Source organism: Janthinobacterium sp. LS2A (assembly GCF_036543145.1).
Taxonomy (GTDB): Bacteria; Pseudomonadota; Gammaproteobacteria; order Burkholderiales; family Burkholderiaceae_D; genus Janthinobacterium; species Janthinobacterium aestuarii.
In genome coordinates this window covers 250,030-268,144 of record NZ_JAZHPB010000005.1, presented here as the reverse complement: position 1 = coordinate 268,144, position 18,115 = coordinate 250,030, and the positions used below count along the sequence as shown (strand labels likewise).

At 60.9% G+C, this 18,115-nt stretch carries 17 protein-coding genes; 16 read left to right on the top strand and 1 reads right to left on the bottom strand.

The window, feature by feature from the left end; all coding sequences use genetic code 11:
* Positions 1-346 precede the first annotated feature (346 nt).
* From V3C40_RS16545 to V3C40_RS16505, 9 genes are all read left to right on the top strand, one after another.
* The gene (locus V3C40_RS16545) at positions 347-2,077 is read left to right on the top strand and encodes an acetolactate synthase 3 catalytic subunit (protein WP_051991041.1); all 1,731 of its coding nucleotides are present in this window, start codon (positions 347-349) and stop codon (positions 2,075-2,077) included.
* Between the two features lie 2 nt (positions 2,078-2,079).
* Positions 2,080-2,571 (top strand): acetolactate synthase small subunit, encoded by a 492-nt coding sequence (gene ilvN / locus V3C40_RS16540; RefSeq protein WP_010399754.1) that lies wholly within the window; start codon positions 2,080-2,082, stop codon positions 2,569-2,571.
* 75 nt (positions 2,572-2,646) lie between these two features.
* Complete coding sequence (gene ilvC, locus V3C40_RS16535) at positions 2,647-3,663, top strand: ketol-acid reductoisomerase (RefSeq protein WP_034750044.1); 1,017 nt, start codon at positions 2,647-2,649, stop codon at positions 3,661-3,663.
* A 309-nt stretch (positions 3,664-3,972) separates the two neighbouring features.
* Positions 3,973-4,383, top strand: a complete 411-nt coding sequence (locus tag V3C40_RS16530; RefSeq protein ID WP_219327404.1) for a hypothetical protein — start codon at positions 3,973-3,975, stop codon at positions 4,381-4,383.
* Between the two features lie 192 nt (positions 4,384-4,575).
* On the top strand, positions 4,576-5,814 hold the full coding sequence (locus V3C40_RS16525) for an MFS transporter (protein WP_331778000.1): 1,239 nt from the start codon (positions 4,576-4,578) through the stop codon (positions 5,812-5,814).
* A 217-nt stretch (positions 5,815-6,031) separates the two neighbouring features.
* The gene (locus V3C40_RS16520) at positions 6,032-6,787 is read left to right on the top strand and encodes an SIMPL domain-containing protein (protein WP_034750034.1); all 756 of its coding nucleotides are present in this window, start codon (positions 6,032-6,034) and stop codon (positions 6,785-6,787) included.
* Positions 6,788-6,887: 100 nt separating this feature from the next.
* The gene (locus tag V3C40_RS16515; RefSeq protein WP_331777999.1) at positions 6,888-7,643 is read left to right on the top strand and encodes an SIMPL domain-containing protein; all 756 of its coding nucleotides are present in this window, start codon (positions 6,888-6,890) and stop codon (positions 7,641-7,643) included.
* A gap of 157 nt (positions 7,644-7,800) precedes the next feature.
* Positions 7,801-8,652 (top strand): CDP-diacylglycerol--serine O-phosphatidyltransferase, encoded by an 852-nt coding sequence (gene pssA, locus V3C40_RS16510; protein ID WP_034750030.1) that lies wholly within the window; start codon positions 7,801-7,803, stop codon positions 8,650-8,652.
* Between the two features lie 48 nt (positions 8,653-8,700).
* Positions 8,701-10,245 (top strand): 2-isopropylmalate synthase, encoded by a 1,545-nt coding sequence (locus V3C40_RS16505; protein ID WP_319992883.1) that lies wholly within the window; start codon positions 8,701-8,703, stop codon positions 10,243-10,245.
* Between the two features lie 11 nt (positions 10,246-10,256).
* On the opposite strand, the gene bamE is transcribed toward V3C40_RS16505, so the two are convergent.
* The gene (bamE, locus tag V3C40_RS16500; RefSeq protein WP_331777998.1) at positions 10,257-10,754 is read right to left on the bottom strand and encodes an outer membrane protein assembly factor BamE domain-containing protein; all 498 of its coding nucleotides are present in this window, start codon (positions 10,752-10,754) and stop codon (positions 10,257-10,259) included.
* A 185-nt stretch (positions 10,755-10,939) separates the two neighbouring features.
* Here bamE and rpsO point away from each other — a divergent pair, with 185 nt between their 5' ends.
* The 7 genes from rpsO (at position 10,940) to V3C40_RS16465 (ending at position 18,061) form a co-directional block, all read left to right on the top strand.
* Complete coding sequence (gene rpsO, locus V3C40_RS16495; RefSeq protein ID WP_010399743.1) at positions 10,940-11,209, top strand: 30S ribosomal protein S15; 270 nt, start codon at positions 10,940-10,942, stop codon at positions 11,207-11,209.
* Positions 11,210-11,429: 220 nt separating this feature from the next.
* Positions 11,430-13,547, top strand: coding sequence for a polyribonucleotide nucleotidyltransferase (pnp, locus tag V3C40_RS16490; RefSeq protein ID WP_072452715.1), 2,118 nt, complete (start codon positions 11,430-11,432; stop codon positions 13,545-13,547).
* Between the two features lie 216 nt (positions 13,548-13,763).
* Positions 13,764-14,456 (top strand): hypothetical protein, encoded by a 693-nt coding sequence (locus V3C40_RS16485; RefSeq protein WP_331777997.1) that lies wholly within the window; start codon positions 13,764-13,766, stop codon positions 14,454-14,456.
* 8 nt (positions 14,457-14,464) lie between these two features.
* Positions 14,465-14,761, top strand: coding sequence for a hypothetical protein (locus tag V3C40_RS16480; RefSeq protein ID WP_181878049.1), 297 nt, complete (start codon positions 14,465-14,467; stop codon positions 14,759-14,761).
* Between the two features lie 120 nt (positions 14,762-14,881).
* Entirely contained in the window at positions 14,882-16,828 is a 1,947-nt protein-coding gene (locus V3C40_RS16475; RefSeq protein ID WP_331777996.1) for a methyl-accepting chemotaxis protein, read from the top strand.
* A gap of 153 nt (positions 16,829-16,981) precedes the next feature.
* Positions 16,982-17,191: a hypothetical protein gene (locus V3C40_RS16470; RefSeq protein ID WP_034750006.1), complete on the top strand. Its 210-nt coding sequence runs from the start codon at positions 16,982-16,984 to the stop codon at positions 17,189-17,191.
* Between the two features lie 108 nt (positions 17,192-17,299).
* Complete coding sequence (locus V3C40_RS16465; protein WP_072452723.1) at positions 17,300-18,061, top strand: GIN domain-containing protein; 762 nt, start codon at positions 17,300-17,302, stop codon at positions 18,059-18,061.
* Positions 18,062-18,115: the final 54 nt, after the last annotated feature.

The following is an 18,115-nucleotide window of genomic DNA, read 5'->3' as shown; positions in this document are numbered from 1 at the left end:
TCCTTGACCATAATGGTGCAACGCGATAACGTATGGGACGCTTTGAACACCCCAAAGCCCTATGGTCAGGTCGCGACCGGCACACAAGGCCATCCGCGGCAAGACGCGCTTTCATTTGTAGGCAGTTTGTTCTAACCCGCGCCACAAGCGCGAGCGGTTCGTACAAGCGCCACAGAAACTCCGGCCAAACGAGTTGCGTTAAGCGTTGTTTTGTAAGGTATCTATGGGTGCCCAAAGAAATGTCGTGACCGCATGAAAAGGGAAGCAGGAGCACTGTCGCGCACGGCGAACTTCGTCAGGAAAGAACATCCGATCAATCTCCAATGGACCTTGAAAGGAATGTTTCATGAATACCGAAGCAGCAGCAGGACCCATTACCGGCGCAGAAATTGTCGTGCGCTGTCTGGCTGAAGAGGGCGTCGAGCACGTCTTTGGATACCCGGGCGGAGCCGTACTCTACATCTACGACGCCATCTTCCAGCAAAACAAATTCCAGCATATCCTGGTACGCCACGAGCAGGCCGCGATCCACGCCGCCGATGCCTATTCGCGCAGCTCGAACAAAGTCGGTGTCGCCATCGTCACGTCCGGTCCGGGCGTCACGAATGCCGTCACGGGCTTGTCCACCGCGTACATGGACTCGATTCCCATGGTCGTGATCTCCGGCCAGGTGCCGAGCCACGCCATCGGACAGGATGCGTTCCAGGAATGCGACACGGTCGGCATCACGCGCCCCGTGGTCAAGCACAACTTCCTCGTCAAGGACGTCAAGGACCTGGCAGCGACGATCAAGAAAGCCTTCTTCATCGCCCGTACCGGCCGTCCGGGACCCGTGCTGGTCGATATCCCCAAGGATATCAGCATGCACAAATGCCATTTCGACTATCCGAAGGAAGTCGAGATGCGTTCCTACCGTCCCGTCGACAAGGGCCACTCGGGCCAGATCCGCAAGGCCGTGCAGCTGTTGCTGCAGGCCGAACGCCCGATGATCTACACGGGCGGCGGCGTCATCCTGGCGCATGCGGCTCCCGAGCTGAACAAGCTGGTCGACCGCCTGGGTTTCCCGTGCACCAACACCTTGATGGGCTTGGGCGGCTACCGCGCCTCGAGCGAGCAGTATGTCGGCATGCCCGGCATGCACGGCACCTATGAAGCGAACATGGCGATGCAGAACTGCGACGTCCTGATCGCCATCGGCGCCCGTTTCGATGACCGCGTGATCGGCAATCCGAAACATTTCGCTTCGCATCCGCGCAAGATCATCCACGTGGACATCGATCCATCGTCGATTTCCAAGCGCGTCAAGGTCGATATCCCCATCGTCGGCAACGTCAAGGACGTGCTGATCGAGTTCCTCGCGCAACTGGACGCGGCCGAAGCCAAGCCGAACGTCAATGCCTTGAGCAACTGGTGGAAGCAGATCGCCGAATGGCGTGGCCGCGAATGCCTGAAATACCCGACCTCCGACCTGGTGATCAAGCCGCAATCGGTGGTGGAAAAGGTGTTCCAGATCACCAAGGGCGACGCCTTCATCACGTCCGACGTGGGCCAGCACCAGATGTGGGCGGCGCAATATTATGGCTTCGACAAGCCGCGCCGCTGGATCAATTCCGGCGGCCTGGGCACCATGGGTGTCGGCTTGCCGTACGCCATGGGCGTGCAGATGGCCAATCCGGACGCCACCGTTGCCTGCATCACGGGCGAAGGTTCGATCCAGATGTGCATCCAGGAACTCGCCACGTGCAAGCAGTATCACCTGACGCCGAAGATCATCATGCTCAACAACCGTTTCCTCGGCATGGTGCGCCAGTGGCAGGAAATCGATTACGGTTCGCGCTATTCCGAGTCGTACATGGATTCGCTGCCCGACTTCGAGAAGCTGGCCGAAGCGTACGGCCACGTGGGCATGAAAATTGAAAAACCGGGCGACGTCGACGGCGCCCTGAAAGAGGCGTTTGGCATGAAAGACAGGCTGGTATTCATGAACTTCATTACCGACCAGTCCGAAAACGTGTGGCCAATGGTGAAAGCCGGCAAGGGCCTGTCCGAAATGATGCTCGGTTCGGAGGATCTCTAATCATGCGCCATATTATTTCTGTCTTGCTGGAAAACGAAGCGGGCGCCCTGTCGCGCGTGGTGGGCCTGTTCTCGGCACGCGGCTACAACATCGAAACATTGACGGTGGCGCCGACGGAAGACTCGACCCTGTCGCGCATGACCATCGTCACCAGCGGCTCGGACGACATCATCGAGCAGATCACCAAGCACTTGAACCGCCTCATCGAGGTGGTCAAGGTGGTGGACCTGACCGAAGGCCAGCATATTGAACGCGAGTTGATGCTGATCAAGGTTCGTGCCGTGGGCAAGGAGCGCGAGGAAATGAAGCGCACCGCCGATATCTTCCGTGGCCGCATCATCGATGTCACCGAAAAGACGTACACGATCGAACTGACCGGCAACAAGGTCAAGCTCGACGCGTTCATCGATTCGATCGACCGCGCCGCCATCCTGGAAACCGTCCGTACGGGCGGTTCCGGCATCGGCCGCGGCGAACGCATCCTCAAAGTATAAAAATACAAGCAGCACTACGCGGCCCTGGCGCCGCATTTAAAACAACAACGCATCATCAAATATATAGGAAATACCATGAAAGTTTTTTACGACAAAGACGCTGACCTCTCCTTGATCAAAGGTAAAAACGTTGCCATCATCGGCTACGGTTCGCAAGGCCATGCACACGCGCAAAACCTGAACGATTCGGGCGTCAACGTCACCGTCGGCCTGCGCAAGGGCGGCGCTTCCTGGACCAAGGTCGAGCAAGCGGGCCTGAAAGTGGCGGAAGTCAACGACGCCGTGAAAGCGGCCGACGTCATCATGATCTTGCTGCCAGATGAAAACATCGCTCAGGTCTACAACGAAAACATCGCCCCGTTCGCCAAGCAAGGCGCCGTGCTGGCCTTCGCCCACGGCTTCAACGTGCATTACGGCCAAGTCGTGCCACGCGCCGATCTGGACGTGATCATGGTCGCGCCGAAAGCGCCAGGCCACACCGTGCGCGCCACCTACACCCAAGGCGGCGGCGTGCCCCACCTGATCGCCGTGTACCAAGATAAATCGGGCATCGCCCGCGATATCGCCCTGTCGTACGCCTCGGCCAACGGCGGCGGCCGTGCCGGCATCATCGAAACGAACTTCCGTGAAGAAACCGAAACGGACTTGTTCGGCGAACAAGCCGTGCTGTGCGGCGGCGCCGTGGAACTGATCAAGGCCGGCTTCGAAACCCTGACGGAAGCTGGTTACGCGCCTGAAATGGCGTACTTCGAGTGCTTGCACGAATTGAAACTGATCGTCGACCTGATCTATGAAGGCGGCATCGCCAACATGAACTACTCGATCTCGAACAACGCCGAATACGGCGAATACGTGACCGGTCCTAAGGTTGTGACGTCGGCCACCAAGGATGCGATGCGTCAATGCCTGAAAGACATTCAAACGGGCGAATACGCGAAGAGCTTCATCCTGGAAAACAAGGCAGGCGCACCGACCCTCATCTCGCGCCGCCGTTTGACGTCCGAGCACCAGATCGAAGAAGTGGGTGCGAAACTGCGCGCCATGATGCCTTGGATCGCCAAGAACAAGATGGTTGACCAGTCGAAAAACTAAGTAATCCTCAGGAAATTATTGTGAAATTATGACGAACAGAACCGGATGCTATGCAAGGCGCCCGCTGCGACGCAGTGCGAGCACTGCTAGCAGCGGGCAACGCCGCAGAGCGCCGGTTATGGAAGTCAGAAATCACAATAATTTATTGGGGGTTACTTAGGCAGTTGTAGTGCATCACAAGAAGCCGGCGCAAGCCGGCTTTTTTTATGCGCATCGTTTGGCAGGCAACATCCGTTACAATCAGGCCCATTCAACCATACCGTCCGCACCATGCTTGTTTTTTCTAAAGTTTTTGTCGGGAATCTTCATGTGGTCAAGCGCCCCGTCTCGCTTGCCATCAGTTGCTGGTTTCTGGTCATCGGTTCTCTGTCATCGCTCGTGTCGGCTTACCTCGGCCGCAACGATCCCGCCATGCAGGCGTGGATGGCGCACAGCGCGATTCCCGCCGAGGTGCAATACGCGATCTTGCTCGCCAGCCTGGGCATTACCCTGGTGGCCGCGCTGGCCATGCTGCAAAGGCAGCGTGGCGCGCGCACTGTGTATCTGGTGTGGGGCGTGATCGACATTGCGCTCAGCCTGGCGACCGTGCCGCTCAAGATGAATGTCTTGCCTGGCGCGCTGACGTTCGCCGTCATCTGCGCCTTCCTGTACAGTCCGAAATCGAATGCCTGGTTTTCGCCACGCAAGGCGGCCAACGATGCCTGCATGACGCCAGCTTGAGCGCGGCTGTTTTGGCGCGCACGCTTTTCGCCCGCCTCCTGTCTTTTTATATTCCTATATAATTCCGCCCTTCCTTTGCAGTTCCCTGTGGGCTGCATCTGTTTCGGTATCTGCCGACCGCAACGCGCATCACCGCTTTCGTAGCACGCCAGGCGCTAGTTGATCAGCCGCTTGGCAACCTGAAGGACCCCTATGACCGACCGCACTACCGCCACAGTACCCATGCCGGGCACTGCCGAATCTTCCATTTCCGAACGGCTTCCCGTCCTGGCCTTGCTGGCCCTGGCCATGACGGCGTTTCTCGCCCTCCTGTCGGAAACCTTGCCGGCCGGCTTGCTGCCGCAGATTGCCCGCGATCTCAATATTTCCGAAGTCATGACGGGCCAGTTGGTGACCGTCTACGCCATCGGTTCCATCCTGACGGCCATTCCCCTGACGGCGCTGACGAGCGGCTGGCGCCGGCGCAATGTCTTGCTGCTGGCCATCATCGGCTTTTTGATCTTCAATACGGCGACGGCGCTGTCGCCCAACTATATGGTCGCCCTGGTCTCGCGCTTCGTCACGGGCATGGCCGCCGGGCTGGCCTGGGGCTTGATGGCCGGTTATGCGCGCCGCATGGTCAGCGTGGAGCAGCAGGGCAGGGCGATGGCGATTGCCATGATCGGCACGCCGCTGGCCCTGTCCCTGGGCGTGCCGCTGGGCACCCTGATGGGCGGCGTGCTGGGCTGGCGCAGCATCTTCGGCATCATGTCGGGGCTGGCCGTGGTGCTGGTCGCGTGGGTGCTGCTGGCCGTGCCCGATTATCCTGGGCAAAAGAATGGCGAGCGCCTGTCGATCCGCCAGGTATTCATGACGCCGGGCGTGCGGCCGATTCTGGCGGTGATCGTCGCCTGGATGCTGGCGCATAACATTCTGTATACCTACATCGCGCCGTTCCTGGCGCCGTCCGGCTTGCGCCCGCGTGTCGACCTGGTGCTGCTTGTGTATGGCGTGGGTTCCTTGGCCGGCATCTGGCTGGTCAGCCAGCTGATCGACCGCTGGTTGCGTCCGCTCGTGCTGGGCTGCATCGCCGCCTTGGCTCTCGTGATGGTGGCGCTGGGCCTGGCGATGGACTCCCCCATCGTCATCTATGTCAGCATGGCCATCTGGGGCGTCACCTTTGGCGGCGCCGGCACCTTGCTGCAGACGGCATCGGCGGACGCGGCCGGCGACGGCATGGATGTGGCGCAAGCCATGGTGGCGACCATCTGGAACGTGGCCATCGCGGGCGGCGGCCTGGCGGGCGGCTTGCTGCTCGACGGCTATGGTGCGGCTTCGTTCCCGTGGGCCATGCTGGCCTTGCTGATGGTGGCATTGACCATTGCCTGGCGCGCGCACCGTCACAGTTTCAAGCCGGGCCGGCGCAGCGGCGGCGCGGTGGTCGGCCACTGATAAGTCATTAATAACATTGTTTTTTTCAATGGCAGTGTATTGAAATGTGAGCAGATGTGACTGGCTGGCGCATTTTGTGACGATTTGTTAATTTGCGCCACGGGAATGAATGAGGCGTTAGAATCTACACAGTTTGACAAGTTTCTCAAGCGAAAGGGGTGCCAAAAGCGCCCCGTTCGCTGGCTGTCAGCCACATTAACTACCTAGGAGTACCCTCATGACCGTGATGAAATCCGTCCTTGTTGCCGCCGCAGCCACCGTTGCCCTGAGCGCGCAAGCGCAATCCCTGCCGACTTCCGGCACTCTGGTGGTCGTCCCCGCGTTTGGCGAAGTCAAGCATGTCAATGACCAGGTGGTCGCTACCCTGGCCGTCGAAGAACAGGACAAGGATAAAGCCGCGGCCGCGTCGCGTGTCAACCAGAAGATGAACAAGGGTATCGCCATCGTCAAGCAGGCTGACCCGTCGGCGGCATTGAAATCGTATGGCTACTACACCTATCCTGTGTATCCGGAGGAGCGCCCATTGCCGGCTGGCGCCGTTGCCAAGCCGCGCCTGCCAACGGCCTGGCGTGTTGGCCAGTACCTGGAAGTGACGACGGCCAATCTGGCGTCGCTGCCAAAGACCGTGTCGGCGGCGCAAGGCGTGCTGACCCTGAACGGCTTGAATTTCGGCCTGAAGCCGGAAACCATCCGCCTGCTGGACGACCAGCGCATCGCCGCCACCTATAAAAACCTGAATGAGCGCGTGGCCGCCATCGCCAAGGCCATGGGCCGCAACGTTTCCGACGCCGTGCTCGATACGGTGGACTTCGAAGGTTCGGGCAATTACGTCACGGAAAACCGCTCTGCCGCCGCGCCGATGATGATGCGCAGCGCCAAGATGAGCGAAGACAGTGCCGTCGCCGAACCGAGCTTCGAGCCGGGCGAAACGACGCTCGACATGCGTGTCGTCGGCAAGGTCAAGTTCAAGTAAGCTTATCAACGGGAAATATTTCCGCGTTAGACTGTTTTAAAAATCATGGGGCTGTTGGCCCCATGGTCGTTTTTGCCCCCATATTTTCCAGGAGAACCCCATGACCGTCATGAAATCACTGCTGGCTGCCGCCGCCGCTACCGTTGCCCTGAGCGCACAAGCCCAGACCCTGCCCACCTCCGGCACCCTCGTCGTGGTGCCCGCCAACGGCGAAGTGGTGCATGCGAACGACCAGGTGACCGTTACCCTGGCCGTCGAAGAGCAGGACAAGGACAAGGCGGCCGCCGCCTCGCGCGTGAACCAGAAGATGAACCAGGGCGCGGCCATCGTCAAGAAAGCCGATCCGCAAGCCGTGCTGAAAACCCAGGGCTATTACACGTATGCCGTGTATCCTGAAACGGCGCCATTGCCGCCTGGTGTCGCCGCCAAACCCAGAGTGCCGACCGGCTGGCGAGTGGGCCAGTATCTGCAGGTAACGACGACGAATCTGGCCGCCTTGCCGAAAACCGTGTCGGCTGCGCAAGGCGTGCTGACCCTGAACCGTCTGAACTTCGGCCTGGCGCCCGCCACCATCCGCAAGCTCGACGACCAGCGCATTGCCGCCGCCTACAAGAACCTCAACGAGCGCGTGGCCGCCATCGCTGGCGCCATGGGCCGCAATGTCAGTGACGCCGTGATCGATACCATCGATTTCGAAGGTTCGGGCAACTATGCGCAGCGCGTCAACGTGGCTGGCGCGCGCGCCATGAGCGCCGATGCCATGGGCCATGGCGGCAACCAGGTGGCCGAACCGAGCTTCGAGCCGGGCGAAACGACCCTGAACATGGGCCTGGTGGCCAAGGTCAAGTTCAAATAAGGCTTGAACAGGGATCAATATTGTCAGCTTGACGCCGCCGCGCTTTTCTTTGGCGGTGGCTCCTCTATAATGACAACATCGGCAGGCGCGTGCCGTGACAATCATGCGCCTGCCATCTGGCACCGATTCCCCCGTAGTACACAAGATATGGAACAACATGGCAAACTTCCCCCGTCGTAGAGGCAAGAACGGCACTCCCGCAGTATCCAAAGCGTCCCGCTTCAGCAAATTCGCGCGCCAGCCGGTGAGCGATGGCACTGGCAAGAAAACCTTGCGCCGCCGCGGCATCTATCTGTTGCCGAATGCCTTTACGACGGCAGCCCTGTTTTGCGGTTTCTACGCCATCGTCATGGCCATGAACCAGAAATTCGAACACGCGGCCTGGGCCATCTTCATCGCCATGATCCTCGACGGCCTCGATGGCCGCATCGCCCGCCTGACGAATACGCAGAGCGAATTCGGCGCCCAGTACGACAGCCTGTCCGACATGGTGTCGTTCGGCGCCGCGCCGGCGCTGGTGATCTACGAATGGTCGCTGCGCGGCATGGGCAAACTGGGCTGGCTGGCCGCCTTCGTGTATTGCGCCGGCGCCGCCTTGCGCCTGGCCCGCTTCAACACGAATATCGCCGTGGTCGACAAGCGCTTCTTCCAGGGCTTGCCCAGCCCGGCGGCGGCGGCCATGGTGGCCGGCTTCATCCTGCTGATGAACGACCTGGAATTTGCCGGCAACCAGCTGGCCTGGGTATCGTGGACGATCGCCCTGTTTTCCGGCCTGACCATGGTCACCAACGTGCCGTTCTACAGCTTCAAGGATGTGAATTTCCGCAAGTCCGTGCCTTTTATCGTGGTATTCCTGCTGGCATTGTTCTTCGCGCTCATTTCCATCGATCCGCCGAAGGTGCTGTTCCCGATTTTCGTCGTGTATGGACTGTCCGGCTACGCCGTGTTTTTCTGGCGCATGGCGAAGGGCAAGCCCGTCAGCATCATCCAGACCGACCCCGAGCATTAATGCGGCGAGTCGGTAGCGTCGCCAGTCTTCAGCCAGCCAGGAGCAGCCATGACCACCAGCAACCGACTCATCATTTTTGACACCACCCTGCGCGACGGCGAGCAATCGCCGGGCGCCTCCATGACGCGCGAGGAAAAGCTGCGCATCGCCAAGCAGCTCGAGCGCATGAAGGTCGACGTGATCGAGGCGGGCTTCGCCGCCGCCTCGCAGGGCGACTTCGAATCGATACGGGCGATTGCCGGCGCCGTGCGCGAGTCCACCATCTGCTCGCTGTCGCGTGCCAACGACCGCGACATCGCCCGCGCCGCCGAGGCGCTGGCGCCAGCCGAGCGCAAGCGCATCCATACCTTTATCGCCACGTCGCCCCTGCACATGCAGATGAAGCTGCGCATGACGCCAGAGCAAGTGCTGACGCAGGCGCAAAATGCCGTGCGCTTTGCGCGCCAGTTCACTGACGACATCGAATTCAGCCCCGAAGACGGCAGCCGCTCCGACGAAGATTTCCTTTGCCGTGTGCTCGAGGGCGTGATCGCCGAGGGCGCCACCACCATCAATTTTCCCGACACGGTCGGCTACGCTGTGCCCGAAATCTTCGGCGCGACCATCAAGCGCTTGCGCGAACGCATACCGAACTCCGATAAGGCCATCTGGTCCGTCCATTGCCATAATGACCTGGGCCTGGCTGTCGCCAATTCGCTGGCGGGCGTCATGATAGGCGGCGCGCGGCAGATCGAGTGCACGGTCAATGGCCTTGGCGAGCGGGCCGGCAATACGGCGCTGGAAGAAGTGGTGATGGCGCTGCGCACGCGCGCCGCCTATTACAACCTGACGGTGGGCATCGATACGACACAAATCGTGGCGGCGTCCAAAATGGTGTCGCAGATCACGGGCTTTGCCGTGCAGCCGAACAAGGCCGTCGTCGGCGCGAACGCTTTTGCGCACGCGTCCGGCATCCACCAGGACGGCATTTTAAAGGCGCGCGAGACGTATGAAATCATGCGCGCCGAAGACGTGGGCTGGACGGCCAACAAGATCGTGCTCGGCAAACTGTCGGGGCGCAATGCCTTCAAGCAGCGGCTGCAGGAGCTGGGCATTTCTCTGGAATCGGAAGCGGAAGTCAACGCGGCCTTCCTGCGCTTCAAGGAACTGGCCGACCGGAAATCCGAGATTTTCGACGAAGACATCATGGCCCTCGTCAGCGAGGAGCAGCAGGCGCAGGAGAGTGAGCACTACCGTTTTGTTGCGCTGACGCAGCAGTCGACGACGGGCGCCGTGCCCCATGCGCGCGTGGAGTTTCTCGTCGGCGGTGAGCAGCGCAGCTGCGAAGGGCAGGGCGACGGCCCCGTCGACGCCACCGTCAACGCCATCGAAAGCGCGGCCGCCAGCGGCGCCGAGCTGGTCCTGTTCTCCGTCAATGCCATCAGCACGGGCACGCAGTCGCAGGGTGAGGTTACCATGCGCTTGTCGCGCGACGGACGCATCGTCAACGGCGTGGGCGCCGATCCGGACATCATCGTCGCGTCGGCCAAGGCGTATTTGTCGGCCTTAAACAAACTGCATGCGAAAGACGAGCGCATCGACCCGCAACCGTGAGGGGGCGCTAACTACCAGAAAAACCGCCGCTCTTCCTTGGCTGGATCGGGCCCGTTCATCATCATGCGCACGATGCCGTCGTGGTCGAAGTGCACGTGCATCATGGAATCCCACACGCCCGATTCCTTGTAGCGGTAGGACCAGACGTGCAGTTTCGGCAGCGACAGATGCGAGGTTTCCGTCGGGCGGCCCAAGGTGTGCAGCACGTCTTGCTGAGTCGACACGCCCACCTTGATGCGGGCAAAGCCTGGCGTGTCGAGCACTTGCTCGTAGGAAATCAACCTGTCGTCGGGGCCGAAACGGGCCATATACGTGTACTGGCCGTACGGTCCCGTCGCGTATTCGAGTTCGGGACCCGTGGGTAGCTGGTAGATATTCGTGGGCCGGCCCAGGCGCGCTTCCACGGCGGCGCGCGGCTCGCCCGGCTGGGGCGGCGGGACGTTCCAGCTGGCGCAGCCGGCCAGCGCGGCAAACAGCAGCGGTGTTGCTGATTTGAGCAGTTTTTTCATGTTTGACCTCCTGAAATGCAGGAAAACCCTATCATGCACCGAGAAAAGCGCGCACGGCAGGATACAGGCGGGCATTTTTCCGATATACTTGCGCGTCTGGTTGGAAGCATAGGCCAGTATTTTAATAATCGTAGTTCACGGTGGATAGGGTTCAGACTCTGTGCACCGCATGTGAAAGGTTTATCATGACAGTAGAAAACATCAACAAAGCCGCTATCATCGCGGACAACGCACGTGGTCAAAACGACACCGGCTCCCCTGAAGTGCAAGTTGCACTGCTGACAGCTCGCATCAACGAACTGAACGGCCACTTCAAAGCCCACTCGAAAGATCACCACTCCCGCCGCGGCCTGATCATGATGGTCAACCGTCGTAAGAGCCTGTTGTCCTACCTGAAGGCTAAAGACGCTACCCGTTATCGCGACCTGATCGCTAAACTTGGTCTGCGCAAGTAATTTTTGCCGTACAAGGTTTATACAGAAATGCCTGCGCCAGTTCGCTGACGCGGGCATTTTGTCATTTGAATTCCGGATTTATGTCGAGAAGTACAGTATTCTCTACCGATATCATGTTTTAAAAGTAAAGTAGTAAAGGCGGCAACGAAGTTTTCGCCGCCTGTGGTGAGGTGAACGACAGCCCCTGAAAATCTGTCGGCAATTAGAAAAGGGATACCCCATGTTTAACAAAGTTACGAAAACCTTCCAGTACGGTCAACACCAAGTGACCCTGGAAACCGGCGAAATCGCACGTCAGGCATCCGGCGCAGTGCTGGTGTCGATCGAAGATACCGTCGTTCTGGCAACGGTAGTGGCACGCAAAGATGCCAAGCCAGGCCAGGATTTCTTCCCTTTGACGGTTGATTATGTCGAGAAAACCTATGCTGCCGGTAAAATCCCGGGCGGTTTTTTCAAGCGCGAAGGCCGTCCTTCCGAAAAAGAAACACTGACCTCTCGTCTGATCGACCGTCCTATCCGTCCGCTGTTCCCGGAAGGCTACCTGAATGAAGTGCAAGTCATCATTCACGTGTTGTCGGTCAACCCTGAAATCGATCCGGACATCGCCGCCATGATCGGCGCATCGGCTGCCCTGTGCGTATCGGGCGTGCCTTTCAATGGTCCTATCGGCGCCGCGCGCGTCGGTTACGCCAATGGCCAGTACATCCTGAACCCGACCGTCCAGCAACTGAAAACGTCGGAAATGGACCTGGTTGTCGCCGGTACCGAAACGGCCGTGCTGATGGTCGAATCGGAAGCGAAACAGCTGTCCGAAGAAATCATGCTGGGCGCCGTGGTCTTCGGCCACGACCAGATGAAAGTCGTCATCGACGCGATTCACGACCTGGTGCGTGACGGCGGCAAGCCGGAAGTCGAATGGGCGCCTGCACCGAAAAACGAAGCACTGATCGCCCGCGTCGCGCATTTCGCCAACGCCAAGATCAATGACGCGTATCAAACCAAGGACAAGCAGGAACGTACGGCCAAGCTGAAAGCAGCGACGTCGGAAGTGATCGCCGACCTGTCGGCTGAAGTGGCTGCCACCGGCGGCGCGGCTATCGACAGCGCTGAAGTGAACAACATCCTGTTCGACATCGAAGCGAAAATCGTGCGTACGCAAATCCTGGACGGCGAGCCACGCATCGACGGCCGCGACACGCGCACCGTGCGTCCGATCTCGATCCGCACCAGCGTGCTGCCACGCACCCACGGTTCGGCCCTGTTCACGCGCGGCGAAACGCAAGCGCTGGTCGTGGCAACTTTGGGCACCGCCCGCGACAGCCAGAAGATCGATGCGCTGATGGGCGAGTTCACCGATTCGTTCATGCTGCATTACAACATGCCTCCGTTCGCCACCGGCGAAACGGGCCGTGTCGGTACGCCGAAACGCCGCGAAATCGGCCACGGCCGCCTGGCCAAGCGCGCGCTGATCGCCGCCCTGCCAGCAGCTGAAGAGTTCAGCTACTCGGTGCGTCTGGTATCGGAAATCACGGAATCGAACGGTTCCTCGTCGATGGCTTCCGTCTGCGGCGGCTGCCTGGCACTGATGGACGCCGGCGTGCCGATGAAAGAACACGTGGCCGGTATCGCCATGGGCCTGATCAAGGAAGGCGGCAAGTTTGCCGTGCTGTCCGACATCCTGGGCGACGAAGATCACCTGGGCGACATGGACTTCAAGGTAGCCGGTACCCGCAACGGTATCACGGCGCTGCAGATGGACATCAAGATCATGGGCATCACCAAGGAAATCATGCAAGTGGCACTGGCGCAAGCCAAGGAAGGCCGCGAGCACATCCTGGGCGAAATGCAAAAAGCCATGCCGCACGTCAAAACCGAACTGTCCGATTTCGCACCGCGTCTGATCACCATCAAGATCAACCCGGAAAAAATCCGTGACGTGATCGGCAAGGGCGGCGCCGTGATCCGTGCGCTGACCGAAGAGACGGGCACCCAGATCGACATCAGCGACGAAGGCGTGGTTACCATCGCTTCCGTTGACGCTGCTGCCGGCCAGGAAGCCAAGCGCCGCATCGAAGAACTGACCGCTTCCGTCGAAGTGGGCAAGACCTACGAAGGCACCGTGCTGAAACTGCTGGACTTCGGCGCCATCGTCCAAGTCATGCCTGGCAAGGACGGCTTGCTGCACATCTCGCAGATCGCCAACGAGCGCGTCAACGCCGTGGCCGACTACCTGAAAGAAGGCCAGCTGGTTCGCGTCAAAGTGCTGGAAACGGATGACCGCGGCCGTCTGAAGCTGTCGATGAAAGCTGCTGAAGGCAACGAAGCGCCAGCCGTTTAATTTCCTTCAGATTCGCCTGACTGCGGCCTCGGCCGCATGTTCAAAAACCGCCAGCGCGCAAGCCCTGGCGGTTTTTTTTGCGCCGCGTTTGCGCTGTATCGAAGGTGGGCGCCAATTTGCGCATCGGCCTTGATGCAGCGCGCATCGAACGCTGCCGCTCTCTGTAGATTCGGGAGGGGATATTCCCCCTGACCGAGTCTTCCAAGGAGATGCAGCATGCGCACATTCCGCGGGCTGGCCGCCGCCTTTCTGCTTGCCGTTTCGCCCGGTACCTGGGCACAGGCTGACGATGCACCGACACCGGTGCCGCTGCCCATTCCCATCGTTGCCGCGTCCGCGGCCATGCCGGCGCAAGACATCGACGCCTTGCGCGCCGTGCATGCGCGCGAAATCAATGACCTCAGCACCTTCAAGACCATCGGCCTGCAGCGCCCGGTGATCGACGGCTGGCTGGAGGGTGAGGACGGGCAGCAATTCCTGGCCCAGCTGCGCGCGGCCGATCCGGGCGCGCCGGCGGAGATGATTTATGCGCGGGCCGTTGAGCAGCTGGCGTCCGGCAATAAGTTGCCGACCGTCTGGCTGATCGATATTCCGCTCTACAAGGTAGTGCCGCACGGACAGAGCGTCTTGCGCTATTCGCCATACTTCACCACTATCGGGCAGTTGCAAGGCAGCGACGAGTGTGACTCGCTGGCAGACTGCTTCGGCTTGCCGCTCAGGAGCGAAGCGCCGCTGTATGATGTGTATGAGGTCACGCCTAACGGGACCGTGACGGTGTTTGTCAGCTCGGTGGCGCCGACCGAAGAGCTGGGCGGCCTGGTGCGGCGCAAGGGTGGCGCCTTGCAATACCTGTTGCTCAATCGCAAGCTGTGGTCGGCGCCCGTGCTGGTGGGCACCATCAAGAATTAGGAGTGAACATGGATCAGTCGCGCCTGCAAGCCTGTACTACCGAACTGGAACAGTTGCTGGCCCGCCTGGCGGGCGCCGATACGGAAGTGGCCGACCTGCGCAGCGCGCTCGAGCCGCTGCTGGCCCTGGCGGGCAGCGGGGGCTTGAGCGCACCCCTGCCATGGGGCGATATCCCCGGCGGGCGCTACTTTAACGAAGGCAGTCTGCGCTGCTACCCTGAGCTGGAGCAGGCATTTGCCCGCTTCCGCATCGAGGCGACGGGCGGCGACTCGCCCGCCTTGCGCAAGCTGCGCGGCGAGACATGAACTATATGGTATCAATTGTTGTTTATGGGTAATTGACTGTCAGTATTGCTTGACGACAAAATCTTATTCCCCGACCATGGTGCATCCCTCCCGATTTTCTCTTTTTTTATTGGATGCACCATGTTGTCCTCCCTTAAGGCGCGGCTGATCGCCATCGCCGTTTCCATCGTCGTGCTGGCCATGCTGGCCGTCGCCATCGCCAATTTCTTTACTACGCGCTCCAGCACCCTGGCCGCGCTCGACACGCAGATGCTGCAGTTGTCGCACAGCCATGCGCAAGCCATCGCCGAATGGCTGCGCTCCAAGCAGGCCGTCGTGGGCTCGCTCAAACAGGGCGCCACGGCGGCCGATCCGCTGCCGGCCCTGAAGGCGGCCGAACAGGCGGGCACCTTCGACATGGCATATATCGGCTTTGCCGACAAGCACGCCGTGTTTTCGCAGGAGCGCAAGCGCGCCGCCGACTACGATCCTACGGCACGCCCCTGGTACAAGCTGGCGTCCGAAGTAGGCGGCCCCATCATCACGGCGCCCTACATCGGCGCCAGCACGGGCAAGCTGGTGGTGACGTTTGCCGAGCCGCTGGGCGGCAAGGGCAGCGTGACGGGCGTGATGGCGGCCGACGTGATGATGGATGCGGTGGTGCAAAACGTCGCCTCGATCAAGCCGACGGCGTCCAGCTATGCCTTCCTCGTCGATGGCGGCGGCAAGATCATCGCCCATCCGGATAGCAAACTGACTCTGAAACCGCTGGCCGAACTGGACCCGGGCCTGAGCGCGCAGGCGCTGGCCGATATCGAAAAGAGCGGCGATGGCGCCGCCATTCGTCTGGGCGACCGTAACGGCATCTTGCATGTAAGCAAAGTACCGGGCAGCGACTGGCTGCTGGCGACCGTGCTCGACCGCGCAGAAGCGACGCAGGCATTGAGCTCCATGCTGCGCGCCTCGGCCCTGACGGCCTTGCTGGTGCTGGCCCTGGCCGCCACGGTGCTGAGCGTGCTGGTGGCGCGCGCCCTGCGCCGCCTGGGCCTGGTGCGCGATGCGATGGAAGCGATCGCCACGGGCGATGGCGACCTGACCAGCCGCCTCGATGCGGAAGGCGCGGACGAGCTGGCGCAGATCGCCAAGGCATTCAACTTGTTCGTCGAAAAGATCGCCACCGTGCTGGTGCAGATCCGCAGCATCAGCACCCTGGTGCGCAGCGAGTCGGCCGATATTGCCGCCGGCAATGCCGACCTGTCCTCGCGTACGGAAGCGCAGGCGGGCGCGCTGGAAGAGACGGCCAGCTCGATGGATGAGCTGACGTCGACCGTCAAGCAGAATGCGGAAAACGCGCATGCAGCCAACGAGTTGGCCGTGTCCGCCTCGGAAGTGGCGGCCAAGGGTGGCCGCGTGGTGCAGCAGGTGGTGGGCACCATGGCAGGCATCCAGGAAAGCTCGCGCAAGATCGTCGACATCATCGGCGTGATCGACGGTATCGCTTTCCAGACGAACATCCTGGCGCTGAACGCGGCCGTCGAGGCGGCGCGCGCGGGCGAGCAGGGCAGGGGCTTTGCCGTGGTGGCGTCCGAAGTGCGCAACCTGGCGCAACGCTCCGCCGGCGCGGCGAAGGAAATCAAGGAATTGATCGGCGATTCGGTGGAGAAGGTCGATGCGGGCGGCCGCCTCGTCGATGAGGCGGGCCAGACCATGGACCAGGTGGTGGCGTCAGTGCAGCAGTTGACGACCATCATGAGCGAGATCACCGTGGCCAGCCGCGAACAGAGCGCCGGCATCGGCGAGATCAATACGGCCGTCACGCACATGGATACCATGACGCAGCAAAATGCGGCCCTCGTCGAGCAAGCGGCCGCTGCCGCGGAAAGCCTGCAGGAGCAAGCCGTGGACCTGGCGCAAGCCGTCGGCATGTTCCGCCTGGGCGATGCCGGTCCTGCCGCGGCACACGCGCCCGTGACGCGCCTCAAGGCGAAGCCAGCCGCTGCTGCACCGCGCGCGCCGGCCCGCGCGCTGGCGCCGGTCAAACCGGTCAAGGCGGCCAAGTCCGGCGCCGACGAGTGGGAAGAGTTTTAAGAAGACGCTTAGCGATCTGCACGTTCATCCGCGTTTTTGTCAGGCCAGCCTGCCAAAAATGCAGTTCGTCGCAATCGGCGTGTCTGCCGGGGGCGGTATGGCTATAGTGACACCATACCGCAAGCCCACTGCCAGACACCCGAGGAGAACAACATGAACGTCGCTAAAAACATGGAAGTCATTGCCGTTGCCGCCGCCATCGTGCTTGGCGCTAGCTGCTACGCCATCGCCCCGGCCGCCCCGGCCCTGCAAGTGGCCAGTTCCACGGCCACCCTGGCCGCGCCAGCGAACAAGGCTGCCATGCAAGTGGTGGTCGTCAAGGCCAAGCGCCTGAGCGCTGCCGAAAAAGCCCGTTTTGCATAATTGATTGTCAGCCATTTTCGGCGCTGCTACAGTGGTGCTGCGCGAGCAATGCAGGCGCCCCACGCGGGTGCCGCGACATATAAAAACAAGATACCGAGGATGCATTACATGAAAAAGATTCTGCAATTGGCGCTGCTGTTCCTGGCGACATTGGGCCTGGTGCGCGGCGTGGCCGCCGAGACCCGCTTGCTGGAAATGCGCAACGTCGACGCCCGCGTCGTGCGCGTCAAGCTCGATGGCGTGATGGAAGTGCGCATTCGCCAGGGCAACGTGGCTTCGCTAAGCATCACGGCCGACAAGCGCTACATCGCCGATGTCAGCACGGCGCAAAGCGGCGATACCCTGCACATCGAAACGGAGGTGCGCGGCTTCAAGATCGGCCCCTCGTCGATCCGCGCCGACCTGGTCCTGCCGAACCTGCGCGAGCTGAGCTCGGAAGGATTTGGCAGCACCGACATCACGGGCTTCAAGGGCGAGGAGCTGACCCTGTCGCTGGAAGGGGCGGGCAGCATCAAGCTGGTGGGCGACTACCGCAAGCTCAATGCCAGCCTGGGCGGCGTGGGCAGCATGCAGATCTGGATAGGCAACAATGAGCGGGCGGAATTGGACTTGCAGGGCGCCGGTTCCGTGATGCTGGGTGGACGCGGACGTATCCTGAAAGCGAGCCTGGGCGGTTTGGGCAGCCTGAATGCGCAGCAGTTTGAAGTCGATGCCGTCAATCTGGAATTGAGCGGCCTGGGCAATGCCACGGTGAATGCCCATACGAATGCCAAGTTGAACCTGAGCGGACTCGGCTCGGTGGTGGTGTACGGCAAGCCGGCCAACCGCGATGTCAGCGTCGAGGGCCTGGGCAAAGTCAGCTGGAAGTAAACGCATCCTGCCGCAGGCTTTATTGGCAGAACAAGAATAAGTAGTCAGACCACA

Excerpts from the sequence above, each read along its gene's own strand:
- V3C40_RS16470 (WP_034750006.1), top strand. The coding sequence starts at position 16,982 with ATGAACGTCGCTAAAAACATGGAAGTCATTGCCGTTGCCGCCGCCATC.
- bamE (WP_331777998.1), bottom strand. The coding sequence starts at position 10,754 with ATGAAAAAACTGCTCAAATCAGCAACACCGCTGCTGTTTGCCGCGCTG.
- V3C40_RS16520 (WP_034750034.1), top strand. The coding sequence starts at position 6,032 with ATGACCGTGATGAAATCCGTCCTTGTTGCCGCCGCAGCCACCGTTGCC.
- V3C40_RS16515 (WP_331777999.1), top strand. The coding sequence starts at position 6,888 with ATGACCGTCATGAAATCACTGCTGGCTGCCGCCGCCGCTACCGTTGCC.
- ilvC (WP_034750044.1), top strand. The coding sequence starts at position 2,647 with ATGAAAGTTTTTTACGACAAAGACGCTGACCTCTCCTTGATCAAAGGT.
- V3C40_RS16505 (WP_319992883.1), top strand. The coding sequence starts at position 8,701 with ATGACCACCAGCAACCGACTCATCATTTTTGACACCACCCTGCGCGAC.
- pnp (WP_072452715.1), top strand. The coding sequence starts at position 11,430 with ATGTTTAACAAAGTTACGAAAACCTTCCAGTACGGTCAACACCAAGTG.
- ilvN (WP_010399754.1), top strand. The coding sequence starts at position 2,080 with ATGCGCCATATTATTTCTGTCTTGCTGGAAAACGAAGCGGGCGCCCTG.
- V3C40_RS16465 (WP_072452723.1), top strand. The coding sequence starts at position 17,300 with ATGAAAAAGATTCTGCAATTGGCGCTGCTGTTCCTGGCGACATTGGGC.
- V3C40_RS16545 (WP_051991041.1), top strand. The coding sequence starts at position 347 with ATGAATACCGAAGCAGCAGCAGGACCCATTACCGGCGCAGAAATTGTC.
- pssA (WP_034750030.1), top strand. The coding sequence starts at position 7,801 with ATGGCAAACTTCCCCCGTCGTAGAGGCAAGAACGGCACTCCCGCAGTA.
- V3C40_RS16475 (WP_331777996.1), top strand. The coding sequence starts at position 14,882 with ATGTTGTCCTCCCTTAAGGCGCGGCTGATCGCCATCGCCGTTTCCATC.
- V3C40_RS16485 (WP_331777997.1), top strand. The coding sequence starts at position 13,764 with ATGCGCACATTCCGCGGGCTGGCCGCCGCCTTTCTGCTTGCCGTTTCG.
- V3C40_RS16525 (WP_331778000.1), top strand. The coding sequence starts at position 4,576 with ATGACCGACCGCACTACCGCCACAGTACCCATGCCGGGCACTGCCGAA.
- rpsO (WP_010399743.1), top strand. The coding sequence starts at position 10,940 with ATGACAGTAGAAAACATCAACAAAGCCGCTATCATCGCGGACAACGCA.
- V3C40_RS16480 (WP_181878049.1), top strand. The coding sequence starts at position 14,465 with ATGGATCAGTCGCGCCTGCAAGCCTGTACTACCGAACTGGAACAGTTG.